The sequence below is a fragment of the Gilliamella sp. CG35 genome, from assembly GCF_046635745.1.
Taxonomy (GTDB): Bacteria; Pseudomonadota; Gammaproteobacteria; order Enterobacterales; family Orbaceae; genus Gilliamella; species Gilliamella apicola_I.
Window position 1 is genome coordinate 97,347 of sequence record NZ_JBIDFH010000004.1, and the last position, 12,442, is coordinate 109,788.

The window sequence follows — 12,442 nt, forward strand, 5'->3', positions numbered from 1 at the left end:
TTAAAAATATTCATTAAACAGATAAAACAACTTTAATCTTCACCAAATTTATCGTAATCACGACATAGCGCAATAGTATCTTCGATTAACCGTCTTGCTATTGTGCCATATTCTGGGATTTTAGGAAGATTGGAATAATGATACCAACCAGCATCAACTAATTCGTTTTTATCTATTTGTATCTCTCCGCTGTCATAATCAGCTAAATACGCCATCATTAGCGAATTAGGGAATGGCCACGGTTGTGATGCCACATAACGGATATTTTTTATTTGTATCTTGGATTCTTCGAAAACTTCTCGCTTAACGGCCATTTCCATTGTTTCGCCAATTTCAGTAAATCCCGCCAAGACAGTATATAAATCATCCTGATTATGACGAACATGCTTTGCAAGTAAAATTTTATTTTTGTCTCGAATAGCAACAATGATAGAAGGTGAGATTTGTGGATAATAACGCTCTTTACAGTTATCACACATACAACACCATTCCGTCTTACTGATATACATCTTGCTTCCACAATAGCCACAATACTTGTGAGAACGATAAAATTCAGATAATTGAACTGCTCGCCCTGCCATATGGAATAATGATTGATCGGCTTCATAGGTAAGCAAAGATCGAATAGAACTCATAGAGTTTTTCATTTGCTTGCAAATAAGCCAAGCCGTTTGTCCATTCCATTCACCGATTGGTTGTGCAAGCTCTTGAGTAAAACCCAGTTCGTTTGCTTGTCCAAACGGCACTTTACCATTCGGTAACCATAGACGCCCATTTTGACTAACAAACCAATATCCCTTTTCATCTCCGGTTAAATGTAATTGTTGCTGTATATTCATAATTAATTAATACTCAAAAACAGATACGAAAAAGGAGGATTTTACTCCTCCTTCAAATTCTCATTATTTCTTTTTCTTTTCGTGAAGACCTTTTTTCTCTAATTCCCAATAGATAATACGTTGCTGCGCAATCGTAAATAAATTACTGACAATATAGTATAAAACTAAGCCAGATGGGAACCATAAGAAGAATACTGTAAAGATTAATGGCATATAGGTCATCAATTTTTGTTGTAATGGGTCTGTGACAGGTGTTGGTGACATCTTTTGAATTAAGAACATTGTCCCACCCATTAATAACGGTAAAATATAATATGGATCTTGTGCTGATAAGTCATGAATCCAAAGGGCAAATGGCGCATGACGGAGTTCGACACTATTACCTAACATATAGAATAATGACAAGAAAATTGGCATTTGAATCAATAGTGGTAAACAACCCCCTAACGGATTCACTTTTTCTTGCTTATAAAGCGCCATGGTTTCCATGCCCATTTTTTGTCGGTCATCACCATAACGCTCTTTTAACGCTTGTAAACGAGGTTGTAATAACTTCATTCTAGCCATTGAGCGATATTGCGCACGTGTTAATGGGAATAAAATACCACGAACGATAAACGTGATAGCAATGATTGCAATTCCCCAATTACCAACAAAACTTTGGATAAATTTCAATAAATAAAATAGAGGTTGAGATAAGAACCATAACCAACCATAATCCACAATTAAATCAAGATGTTTTGCTGTTTGCTTTAATTCGCTTTGAATTTCAGGCCCTAACCACAATTTTGCACTAATCGTTTGCGTACTGCCTGCTTGCACTGTCGTGGATTCACCTTTAAAACCAATGGTTGCTTGCGAATTCTTCGCTGCAGCTCGAGAATAGAATAAATTCTTCTGATCCTGTGTTGGAACCCAAGCCGATGCAAAATAGTGTTGCAACATCGCGACCCAGCCTGTTGTTGTTTCGATAGATAACGCTTTATTTTTAATATCATCAAAACTGTATTTGCTATAATTTGTATCAGCGCTAGAGTAAGCCGTACCACGGAAAGCACTTAGCCCTAATCCACCACCGCCTTCAGTCACGGCATCATGAGGTAACTCAATAGTCTGTTTTAACTGCCCATACATCGCAACTTCAACAGACGTTGAACTTTGGTTATCAATTGCGTACTCAACATCAATTGCATAACTGCCACGATGTAACACATAATATTTAGTGTATTTCACGCCATTGATTTGATAACTGAGCGGTACGCGCAGTTCATCTTGCCCGTCAGCTAACGTATATTCGGTCTGCGCTGTTTGATAAACAGGACGTTGAGAGTTTTGCGTCGCATTATCAGGGCCATCTTTACCGGTTAAACCACTTTCGGCAATATAAACATAATCAGGACGTGAGGTTAACAATTGAAAAGGTGTACCTGAATGGAGAGTCTGCTCATATTTTAATAATTGAGCCGCTTGCACATCACCGCCATAAGTATTAATGGTAAGTGAAAGAACATCAGATTTGACAATAATGCTCTTACCAAGCAGTGAAGCATCATTCGAATCATTATCACTAACATGTTGTGTCATTTGATTGGTAATAGGTGGTTTAGGGGCATGATCCTCTTCCCAAGCCTTCCAAATAAAAAACGATACAAAAAGTAAAGCAATAACTAAAATATTACGTTGAGATCCCATTAGTGTTTTTCTCTATTGTTTTTAATATTAGGAGGAACAAGATCTTCTCCTCCCTCATGTAAAGGGTGACATTTTAATACACGTTTCACTGTTAGCCAACCTCCTTTTAATAATCCAAAGCGTCTTAGCGCAATTATTGCATACTGAGAACACGTTGGGGTAAAGCGACATTTTGGACCAAATAAAGGGCTAATGACTTTTTGATAAACACGAATCATTAAAACAAAAATATTTATTATCAATAATTTACAAGCCATTACATGCTGTTTGATAATCAATAAAATTTTGTTCAAATTTGGTGTTTGCCGACAATTTTTTGGCATAGTTTATCTAATGTAGCGAAAAGTTGTTGATTATCTAATTCTATAACAGGTTGCTTCGCCATTAAAATAAAATCAATGTTAGGTAATTGATGTTGATGATGACGGAAATACTCTTTAGCAAGTCGTTTGATCCGATTACGCTCATGTGCTCGCTTAACCTGCTTTTTAGCTATAGCAAATCCCAAACGTGGATGCGATAACTGGTTTTTACGAGTAATTAGCGTAAGGAAAGGCGATCCCGCTCGTGTGGATTCTTGAAAAACATAATTGAAATCAAAGGGAGTTAACAAGCGCAACTCCCGAGGAAAAGTGAGTTTAGTCACTCAACTTTAAATTAGCTAGAAACAGTTAAACGAGCACGGCCTTTAGCACGACGGCGAGCAAGAACTTGACGACCGTTTTTAGTAGCCATACGTGCACGGAAACCGTGAGTTCTGTTGCGTTTTAATACTGATGGTTGAAATGTGCGTTTCATGACGATTTATATCCAAATCTAATTTATCAACAAGTTGTAGAGTAAAAACTCCACAGCATTAATTAAAGAGGTCGGAATTATAGAGGCTATTTTATTTTTCGTCAATGAGATTTTAAAAGATAAATGATATAAAAATAACCTAAAATAGTCATCACTGCCGTAAGTATCAGATATCATGTCACCCTTTAATTTCGAATAAATTAATCATTAAAAGTTAGGACTCGCTTACTTTTTTCACCGCCGACTTCACGTGCTAATTTAGGAACTAAATAACCCGATACCTGTTCAGATAACTGCTTCATTAATTGTTTAGCGTGCTTGTCTTCTACTAAAAAATGAGCGGCACCTTGTACTTTATCTAATAAATGTATGTAATAAGGCAAAATACCATTATCAAACAGCTTATTACTCAATTGTGCTAACGTCGTCACATTATCATTAATATTTTTCAATAACACACTTTGATTAAGAACGGTCACATTATGTTGCTTTAATTGATTAACCGCTTGTGACACATCATCATCAATTTCATTAGGATGATTAATATGCGTGACAACAACAATTTGTAAACGACTTTTAGCAAAAAGTCGACAAAGTGTAGCGGTAATACGAGAAGGAATCACTACCGCTAAACGGGTATGAATGCGTAGCCGCTTAACATGCTTAATTTTTTCTAATTCACTGATTAAATAATCCAACTCATGATCTTTAGCCATTAATGGATCACCACCAGATAATATGATTTCATCAAGTTCTGGATGATTCGCAATATAATCTAATGCAACCGTTAAATTTTTTTTATTACCCTGATTTTCATGATAAGGAAAATGTCGCCTAAAACAGTAACGGCAATTAATCGCACACGCCGTTTTAGTCATCAACAAGGCTCGATTGTGATATTTATGCAATAATCCCGGAATAGCGTTATCTTGTTCTAGCAACGGATCGGCACTAAAACCACTAACTTCAATCATTTCATTATCATTACAAAGCACTTGTAACAATAGCGGATCCGTATAGTCACCCTTCTTCATTCGATGAATAAAAGCCATAGGAACTCGAAGCGGAAACTGTTTTTTCGCTTGTTTCATTGATATAGAAATCGTATCTGGATCCAAATCTAAATAACAATAAAGTTGCTTGATATCGGTCACAACATTAGCAAGATCAAAAATCCAGTCATCTTTATTTGGTAGTTCAACTTTTTGCTGTATAATATGGCTCATTTTTGTAATTCAGAATGATAGTTGGAGCTTTTATGGCATCTTATAGTACTAATGAGTTTAAAGCCGGTCTTAAAATAATGCAAGATGGTGAGCCGTGCGTAATTGTTGAAAACGAATTTTATAAACCCGGAAAAGGGCAAGCAATTAACCGCGTTAAAATTAAAAAATTACTTTCTGGTAAAACCGTTGATAAAACGTTCAAATCAGGTGAATCAGTTGAAGCTGCCGATGTTGTCGATATGAATCTAACTTATTTATATACCGACGGTGAATTTTGGCACTTCATGAATAACGACACATTTGAACAATTATCTGCTGATGCGAAAGCGGTTGGAGACAACGCTAAATGGTTAGTTGATCAAGCAGAATGTATCTTAACATTATGGAACGGACAACCTATCGCCGTTACCCCACCTAATTTTGTTGAACTTGAAGTTATCGAAACAGATCCAGGTTTAAAAGGTGATACAGCAGGAACTGGCGGTAAACCGGCAACATTATCAACTGGTGCTGTTGTCCGTGTACCACTGTTTGTACAAATTGGTGAAGTACTTAAAGTTGATACACGTTCAGGCGAATACGTTTCACGTGTTAAATAAAATCGGTTAAGTATCTTAACGATTGAAAGAATATAGCGAGGCTTAAATAGTCTAGCTATATTCCAAACAACGCTCACAAAGTTACTTGTTAACATTGATAAAATATCTAAACTCTTTTTTATCCTTCATTTCCAGTTTTTCAAACAACGACTAATAGTTATTTAGCACCGATATAACCTAATTGTCGCCATGATTCATAAACTACCACCGCAACGGAGTTAGATAAATTCATGCTACGGCTATTGGCTAACATAGGAATGCGAATTTTATGATCTTGTGGAAGCGCATCAAGTATAGAAGCTGGTAATCCCCGTGTTTCTGGGCCAAACATCAAAAAATCATTGTGTTTATAACTAACTTCACTATGTGACTTTTGCCCTTTTGTGGTTAATGCATAAACTTGGGTGGCTAAATCAAGTTGATTTGATTCTAAAAAATGATGAATATTTTTATAACGTTTTACATCGACAAACTCTTGATAATCCAATCCTGCACGCCTAAGTTTTTTATCATCCCAAAAGAATCCCATTGGTTCAATAATATGTAAATTAAAGCCCGTATTTGCACAAAGACGGATAATATTACCTGTATTAGCAGGAATTTCGGGTTCGAACAAAACAATATTTAATGGCGCTTTAGACACAACAATTCTCTTCTATTTTTTATTTTGGATAGGCAATACTATCACAACTCTTAGTCCCCCTAACGGACTTTTCTCTGCTTTAACAGTTCCGTGGTCTCGTGTAATCGCATTACAAACAATAGCTAAACCTAAACCTGTCCCACCTGATTCACGATCTCGTGCTTCGCTGGTACGATAAAAGGGTCTAAAGATCTGTTCTAATTCATTATCTGCCACCCCTAACCCATCATCGTCAATAGTAATAGTTAGGTGTTTATGATGCGCAACAAAATCCACCACAATTTTATGATTTGAATAACGAAAAGCATTGCGTATTACATTTTCAAGCGCACTACATAACGCCGCTGGATAACACAAAATAGTCTGATTGCTGGGTGGATTCATAATTAAGAAATCTTTTCCAATTTGTTCTGCTTCAAATGTGGCATTATCAAGTACTTGCTTAAATAACACATTAATACTATTTAATTCCCGAATCTCATTATTATCATATTGATGTCTGGCTAATGATAATAAATCTCCAATCATGGCATCGAGTTTTAAGGCTTCATTATTAATACGAGTGACTTCTGTGCCTTCGCCTTGCTTACGACGCAATAATGATGCGGCAAGCTGTAAACGTGTTAATGGTGTTCGTAATTCATGAGAGATATCGGAAAACAAACGTTGCTGAGATTCTTGCATTCGTTTCAGTTCCCGTAACATATGGTTAAAACTTGCACCTGTTGCTTTATACTCAGAAGAACCAATTGTTTCGAGATCTGGCCACTCTTGTAAATTACCTTTAGCAACCTGATCAGCTGCACTTTTTAAACGTCTTGCTGGTTTTGCGATACTCCAAGATAACCAAAGTAAAAATGGCGAGCTAATTAACATCGTTAATGCTAACAACAAAAAGGGATGATCGAAGATAAGGCTAACAAACTGCGATTGAATATCCGATGCTGGTTGTAAAACATACAATTTATATTGCTCTTTAGCGTAATTAACCAGAAATGGACCGATGATTTCTTGCGAACCATAAATCTTTTTAGCAGGATCATCAACATTATGAGATTTTTCACTAAAGTTTTTTACTAAATCTATGTTTTTAGTATCTGCGGTTATGATTTGCTCATTGGGTGTTAAGATAAATAAGAATTGTTCGGATTTTTGATGATTATCCATAACAACAATAAAACGCATCCACCAACGAAAACTATTTTTAGGAACATTGATTAGCTCTTTTTCGAGCTGATTAGCGAGTATATTGCCAGTTTCTTTTTCTTTATTCGCCAAATAAGTTAAATTTCGGGAATCCAGAGTCGGCAAAACGATAATCAGCATCAAAAAAAAAGCTATTGTCAGTAAGAATATAGTGAATATTCGGATAGTCAGACGATCAAAAATCCACATATCTTCTTACCTTTTTAATAAACAACATCTAACTTTGTAACAGATCATCATTCTGATCTACGACAAATAGATAGCCCTTAGATCGCAATGTTTTAATCCACGGTAAGCCATCACTACGGGGTGGAAGCTTCTTACGTAAATTAGAAACATGAACATCAATTGAACGCGCAAGAGGAATAAACTCTTTACCAAGCACTGTTTCACTCAAGGTATCACGAGAAATTATTTTTCCTGCATTTTCAAGAAGTTTTAATAATATTTGAAATTCGGTGCCTGTTAATTCAATATATTTGTCATCAAAAGAAACAGATTGTTGCTTTCGATTAACGGTTAATTTATCAATCGTATATTGAAGAGACTTCTCACCAAAGCCACCAACTAAATTATCCCAACGTTTACGACGTAATAGTGCGTTAATCCGCGCAACTAACTCCCTATCATTAAATGGTTTCAAGATATAATCATCTGCACCAAGTTCAAGTCCAATAATTTTGTCAAACTCGTTGTCTTTAGCTGTTAAAAAAATAACTGGAACCGTGTATTTATTTCTAAGTTGAGATAAAACACTTAATCCATTCATTTCAGGCATCATAATATCAAGTAATATAAGATCAATGGTATTATCAAACTTATCTAAAGCCTGTACTCCATTATTAGCTGTTACAACTTCAAATCCTTCTAATTCTAATAATTCACACAACAACGAGGCTATCTCTGGATCATCATCAACTACAAGTAATTTGTTCATTACAACCCTCTTAATCCTATTGATTCATAATATTTATATTTTAATTAAAATTAATCCTATTATTGATATAGCTTTTATTTTTTCCTTACCGTTATTATATATGCAAAAAGTGCTAACAATATACAAAATTCTTAGCAATTTTATTCTTTAAATATTTTAACGTTACAAAAACCCTGTTCAATAAGGTATAAAGCCTGTAATTTACTCATTACACCTCGAGCACAATAAAGTAAATATTGCTTAGATTGATCTAAATCGCCGAATTGAGTGGCCAACTTATAAAATGGAATAAGCTTAACTTCAACATCGCTTAATTCAAGAGGCTGATCTTCTTGTTCATCTGGGGAACGAATATCAATAACCACATGTTCATCATTAAGTTTACTAACAGTTTCTACTTGCGTGATAGTTGTATCGGCTTGTTTAGCAATTTCGCGGATATCGATATTTTCAGCTTCGTCAACCGCCTTATCTAAAATAGAAAAATCAAAATTCAACTCTTCGGCTTCAATTTTTTCTTTTACTGCTTTCACGGTTGGACTTTTCGAAATCACACCACAAAATTCTGGCATCGTTTTAGCAATATCTTCCGTTCCAATCTGACGAGCAAGATTAATAATAGTTTCTTTATCATGCGTAATAAGAGGACGTAACACTAAAGTATCACTGACATTATCGATTAAGCGTAAATTGGTTAAAGTTTGACTTGAGACTTGCCCTAAAGCCTCACCAGTCACTAACGCTTCGACCTTATAGCGCTGAGCAATTTTTGAGGCAGCTCGAATCATCATTCGTTTAAGAATAACGCCCATTTGACCGTCATCCACCTTTTCAAGAATCTCACCTACCACGTCGGCAAAATCGATAGCAATAAAACGGACTTTATGCGAACTCCCAAAACGCTCCCATAAATAATGCGCCATCTGTTTAACACCAATTTCATGTGTCTTACCGCCAAGATTAAAAAAGCAATAATGAACACGACAGCCACGTCTAATAAGCATATAGCTTGACACACCAGAATCAAAACCGCCTGAAATTAACGAAATCACATCTTCTTGTGTGCCTGTTGGAAACCCACCAATACCATCATATCGACCTTTAACAAGCAACAACTTATCTTTATCAATTTCTAAATTAACGGTAATGTCAGGGCGAGTTAATTTCACTTTAGATGAAGCAACATATTGATTAAGCCCCCCACCGACATAACGCTCAACATCAATCGAGGTAAAATCATGTTTTCCTCGACGTTTAACCCGTACACAAAATGATTTGTTTTCGATTAACGGCGCATAGTAATTCAATGCTTTTTCGAATATGTCGTGAATATCCACATAAGGCAGCTCATCGACCGCTAAAATATGATGAATACCGGGAATCCGGATTAATAAATTAAGAATTTGCGCTTCACTGTTGGCAACTTTTGGACGGACTTCAATAAAATCCCAATGACGAATAACCGCAACGTCTTCAATATGACGTTTCAAAATGTTACGAATATTACTGGTCAATATTTTTATAAAACGTAAACGAACAGATTCACTTTTAATGGTAATTTCAGGAAACAGCTTAACAATAAATTTCATAAAACAACGATACTATAATAAAAATGGCGACATTATACTGATTTTTACCCCGGAAACATACAATTGATTACGATAAATACAGAAAATAAGAAAATATACTTGCTTGTTTGTCACACTTTCGCTAATATTCCGCATCTATAAATTTTTGTTGTATAACACTTAAAAAGTGACAGGTTAAAATGTACGGAATTTTAATAGCAGGTTATTTGGTTATTGCTTTAGCAATAATTGTACTAGTATTAATACAGCGTGGTAAAGGTGCTGAAATGGGCTCTTCATTTGGGGCAGGTGCATCTGCAACCTTATTTGGTTCATCAGGCAGTGGTAACTTTTTAACACGTACAACTACCGTTTTAGGTGTGCTATTCTTTGCATTAAGCATTGTGTTATCTAACATGGTCGGTACCAGTAAATTCAGTCACATTGATGTGAATGAAAGTACGCCTGTGACAACACAACAAAATACAAGCGAACAAGCAACACAACAAACAACAAATGATAATCCGACATCGGATATTCCAAATTAATTACGGCGCCGTGGTGGTGAAATTGGTAGACACGCTATCTTGAGGGGGTAGTGCTCTAAGGGCATGCGGGTTCAAGTCCCGCCCACGGCACCAATTCAATAATCAGCAACATTCTTCAAAATTCTTTAAAACACATCAAAGCTAGTAAAAAAAGCCTTAAAGCCTAGTTTGCTATTCTTCAAGCGTTCATAAGATACATTTACAACCACATTATTTAGGTATACTTATCTCATATAACTAAAAATCGTATAACGATGGCTTGTATAACTGTCCTATTAACAGTTACTCAAATCAAAACAATTAAATTATAAGATAAAGATTATTCGTTATCAGACAGCAACAATTTAGTTTTGAGTTTAATTTGGTTTGATTATTTTTATTCCTTTGCTTTTGAATAAGGTTAATCTATTGGTTGGTATAGGGCTTAATCACTTAAATTATTCTCTTTTTTTAAATTGCGATTAATATTTGTTAATACTGGTTAATTTTTCTTATGTTATCACTACACTAACAAGAAATGACTACATATTATTTTCTTTTTAAGCTATTCTATTAAGTACGCTATAACTAATTTTTTTGTTATAGCTTTTCTATTAGCCTTTAATCATTTGGCTATATTACTTAATCCAATTTACTAAACCAAACAATGGAATATATCATGAAAAAATTCATTCCTATATTATTCTTATGTAGTTTGTATGGTAGTAATAGTTATGCAGATGAAAGTCAAAATAGTTTCCAAAAACAACCTCAGTCACAAACAAATACCGATTATACTGAATATAAAGCTCATTTAGCCGATAATCTTTCTTTGTCATTTTTTGTTGATAGCCAAGAACAAAAAGCCATACCCGTGTTATTGAAAGATGGAAAAAAATATCAGCCAATTAGTATCAAATACTGTATTAAAAATTCTGATGCTTGCTGGCGACAAATTATTTATCATAATTCACTTTCTCATATTAGTTATAACCTTGATAAACCCGAAAGTAGAAAAAATTTATTGATATGGAAAATAGAGTATCTCGATAATGGTCAATTAGCTGAAACCGATTTTACACAGGCGCCAAAAACAGGAGCTTTACCAGATGGGGATGATGATTATGATCCGTATATCCTTTGGCAATCAGATTTGAGTAATTATTAATTCAAAATAATGATAGCAAATAAGTTAATATAATAAGGATTTGCAAATCGATAATTTGCTTTTTAATTATATTAACTTATATTTTTCTTTAAAAATGAAATTTAATCGGTCACCACAAATTAGAATTTTATTCTTCTAACTCGATTTGTATTGAAAACTCACGTTAGTTTACTAAAAAAGCATTTCTAAAATTATCTTTACAAATCAATGATAATGGCGATAACTAAAATAAGAAATATCCTATGTGAATATCTAAATTTTCCTTAAAACTTAATCAGTTTCAAAAATTTTATAATTAACAACTAGTTGTTAAAATTGTATTTTTATGTTAATTTGCATCATCAATTTAACAATCTTATAGTTAGACATAAGAGTTATTGGATATTTAATAAGGATATGTATGTTATCAACTATTATTATTATTCTAATTTTTATCACCGGTTGGTTATTCTTTGCCTATAATAAACTACGTGGTTTAGCCGAAAATGTTAAGCAGACACAGGCTAATATTTATGCTACGGTCAAAAAGAGACAAGATATAGCACAACGACTTTCTGATATTGCTTCGAGCTATGGGAATCACGAAAAGCTTACACACTTTACCATTACTGAAAGTGACAGCATTAGCAACGCAGCTACCCGCACATCACAGACTTCTCAGATCTTAGGGAATGTTCAAATGTTAGCTAATCGATATCCTGATTTAAAAGCCAATACAACTTACCAACAATTAATGGTTCAATTAGATGAAATTGAAAACTCCGTTCTGATACGAAGAGAAGCTTATAATGCCGCAGTACAAGTATATAATTCCACTCGCGGTAGTGTTCCTCATCTATTCTATGCTAGTAAACTAGGATTTGGTGAAGCGGCCTATTTTGAAATGGATCAAAATGGTACTGAACAACAAGTATCGTTTAAAACCGACGATGGTAAAATATTAAGAGACACAATTGGTAGAATGGCCTCAGTAGCTTCAGGAAGGGTAAAAAAAATTAAAGAAAAAACAAATAATAACTCAGAAGATAATCAGTCCAATCAACAAAATTAGTTAATCCTATTTTTACACCGACAGCCTTGTTGTTTTATCAGAATAACAAGGTAATCTTCATTTAAAATAATTTTTTGTTTTTCATCACAATTAATTATATTTTCAGCATTCTATAGTTGTAGGTTTCAAAAATGAAGGTAAAACACTCTTCTGGATATTGTTAACCCGTACCTAGTCAATTTTGATAT

At 34.5% G+C, this 12,442-nt stretch carries 14 protein-coding genes and 1 tRNA gene; 5 read left to right on the forward strand and 10 right to left on the reverse strand.

Annotation, left to right across the window (positions count from 1 at the left end):
- Window positions 1–32: 32 nt before the first annotated feature.
- The 6 genes from nudC to epmB form a co-directional block, all read right to left on the reverse strand.
- The gene (gene nudC, locus ACGH4F_RS02995; RefSeq protein WP_267352368.1) at window positions 33–839 is read right to left on the reverse strand and encodes an NAD(+) diphosphatase; all 807 of its coding nucleotides are present in this window, start codon (window positions 837–839) and stop codon (window positions 33–35) included.
- A 63-nt stretch (window positions 840–902) separates the two neighbouring features.
- Entirely contained in the window at window positions 903–2,531 is a 1,629-nt protein-coding gene (gene yidC / locus ACGH4F_RS03000; protein WP_267380889.1) for a membrane protein insertase YidC, read from the reverse strand.
- A complete protein-coding gene (gene yidD, locus ACGH4F_RS03005; RefSeq protein ID WP_267352429.1) occupies window positions 2,531–2,788 on the reverse strand; it encodes a membrane protein insertion efficiency factor YidD in 258 nt (85 codons plus the stop codon). Before yidD ends, yidC begins: the two co-directional genes overlap by 1 nt.
- A gap of 32 nt (window positions 2,789–2,820) precedes the next feature.
- A complete protein-coding gene (gene rnpA / locus ACGH4F_RS03010; protein WP_411589934.1) occupies window positions 2,821–3,177 on the reverse strand; it encodes a ribonuclease P protein component in 357 nt (118 codons plus the stop codon).
- Window positions 3,178–3,188: 11 nt separating this feature from the next.
- A complete protein-coding gene (rpmH, locus tag ACGH4F_RS03015; protein ID WP_039105005.1) occupies window positions 3,189–3,329 on the reverse strand; it encodes a 50S ribosomal protein L34 in 141 nt (46 codons plus the stop codon).
- Between the two features lie 200 nt (window positions 3,330–3,529).
- Window positions 3,530–4,555: an EF-P beta-lysylation protein EpmB gene (gene epmB / locus ACGH4F_RS03020; protein WP_267380890.1), complete on the reverse strand. Its 1,026-nt coding sequence runs from the start codon at window positions 4,553–4,555 to the stop codon at window positions 3,530–3,532.
- 32 nt (window positions 4,556–4,587) lie between these two features.
- Between epmB and efp the strand changes: the two genes are divergently transcribed.
- Window positions 4,588–5,154, forward strand: a complete 567-nt coding sequence (efp, locus tag ACGH4F_RS03025; protein WP_034882790.1) for an elongation factor P — start codon at window positions 4,588–4,590, stop codon at window positions 5,152–5,154.
- A 157-nt stretch (window positions 5,155–5,311) separates the two neighbouring features.
- Here efp and trmL read toward each other — a convergent pair whose 3' ends face one another.
- From trmL to thiI, 4 genes are all read right to left on the reverse strand, one after another.
- Window positions 5,312–5,797 carry a tRNA (uridine(34)/cytosine(34)/5-carboxymethylaminomethyluridine(34)-2'-O)-methyltransferase TrmL gene (gene trmL, locus ACGH4F_RS03030; RefSeq protein WP_411589935.1) on the reverse strand — a complete coding sequence of 162 codons (486 nt, stop codon included), beginning with the start codon at window positions 5,795–5,797 and terminating at the stop codon, window positions 5,312–5,314.
- A 12-nt stretch (window positions 5,798–5,809) separates the two neighbouring features.
- Window positions 5,810–7,192: an envelope stress sensor histidine kinase CpxA gene (gene cpxA / locus ACGH4F_RS03035; protein ID WP_411589936.1), complete on the reverse strand. Its 1,383-nt coding sequence runs from the start codon at window positions 7,190–7,192 to the stop codon at window positions 5,810–5,812.
- 28 nt (window positions 7,193–7,220) lie between these two features.
- Window positions 7,221–7,940 (reverse strand): response regulator, encoded by a 720-nt coding sequence (locus ACGH4F_RS03040; RefSeq protein ID WP_065558927.1) that lies wholly within the window; start codon window positions 7,938–7,940, stop codon window positions 7,221–7,223.
- Between the two features lie 140 nt (window positions 7,941–8,080).
- Window positions 8,081–9,529, reverse strand: coding sequence for a tRNA uracil 4-sulfurtransferase ThiI (gene thiI, locus ACGH4F_RS03045; protein WP_267361388.1), 1,449 nt, complete (start codon window positions 9,527–9,529; stop codon window positions 8,081–8,083).
- A 179-nt stretch (window positions 9,530–9,708) separates the two neighbouring features.
- On the opposite strand from thiI, the gene secG reads away from it, so the two are divergent.
- The 4 genes from secG to ACGH4F_RS03065 all read left to right on the forward strand — a co-directional run bounded on the left by secG (window position 9,709) and on the right by ACGH4F_RS03065 (window position 12,254).
- Entirely contained in the window at window positions 9,709–10,056 is a 348-nt protein-coding gene (gene secG / locus ACGH4F_RS03050; RefSeq protein WP_267361386.1) for a preprotein translocase subunit SecG, read from the forward strand.
- A 7-nt stretch (window positions 10,057–10,063) separates the two neighbouring features.
- A tRNA-Leu gene (locus ACGH4F_RS03055) sits at window positions 10,064–10,149 on the forward strand.
- Between the two features lie 565 nt (window positions 10,150–10,714).
- Window positions 10,715–11,203, forward strand: coding sequence for a hypothetical protein (locus ACGH4F_RS03060; protein ID WP_267352374.1), 489 nt, complete (start codon window positions 10,715–10,717; stop codon window positions 11,201–11,203).
- A 400-nt stretch (window positions 11,204–11,603) separates the two neighbouring features.
- A complete protein-coding gene (locus ACGH4F_RS03065) occupies window positions 11,604–12,254 on the forward strand; it encodes a LemA family protein (protein ID WP_411589937.1) in 651 nt (216 codons plus the stop codon).
- Window positions 12,255–12,442 lie beyond the last annotated feature (188 nt).

Bases quoted from the DNA above. Each gene is read 5' to 3' on its own strand.
- epmB (WP_267380890.1), bottom strand. From the start codon at position 4,555: ATGAGCCATATTATACAGCAAAAAGTTGAACTACCAAATAAAGATGAC.
- efp (WP_034882790.1), top strand. From the start codon at position 4,588: ATGGCATCTTATAGTACTAATGAGTTTAAAGCCGGTCTTAAAATAATG.
- yidC (WP_267380889.1), bottom strand. From the start codon at position 2,531: ATGGGATCTCAACGTAATATTTTAGTTATTGCTTTACTTTTTGTATCG.
- nudC (WP_267352368.1), bottom strand. From the start codon at position 839: ATGAATATACAGCAACAATTACATTTAACCGGAGATGAAAAGGGATAT.
- ACGH4F_RS03040 (WP_065558927.1), bottom strand. From the start codon at position 7,940: ATGAACAAATTACTTGTAGTTGATGATGATCCAGAGATAGCCTCGTTG.
- ACGH4F_RS03065 (WP_411589937.1), top strand. From the start codon at position 11,604: ATGTTATCAACTATTATTATTATTCTAATTTTTATCACCGGTTGGTTA.
- yidD (WP_267352429.1), bottom strand. From the start codon at position 2,788: ATGGCTTGTAAATTATTGATAATAAATATTTTTGTTTTAATGATTCGT.
- secG (WP_267361386.1), top strand. From the start codon at position 9,709: ATGTACGGAATTTTAATAGCAGGTTATTTGGTTATTGCTTTAGCAATA.
- rpmH (WP_039105005.1), bottom strand. From the start codon at position 3,329: ATGAAACGCACATTTCAACCATCAGTATTAAAACGCAACAGAACTCAC.
- cpxA (WP_411589936.1), bottom strand. From the start codon at position 7,192: ATGTGGATTTTTGATCGTCTGACTATCCGAATATTCACTATATTCTTA.
- ACGH4F_RS03060 (WP_267352374.1), top strand. From the start codon at position 10,715: ATGAAAAAATTCATTCCTATATTATTCTTATGTAGTTTGTATGGTAGT.
- thiI (WP_267361388.1), bottom strand. From the start codon at position 9,529: ATGAAATTTATTGTTAAGCTGTTTCCTGAAATTACCATTAAAAGTGAA.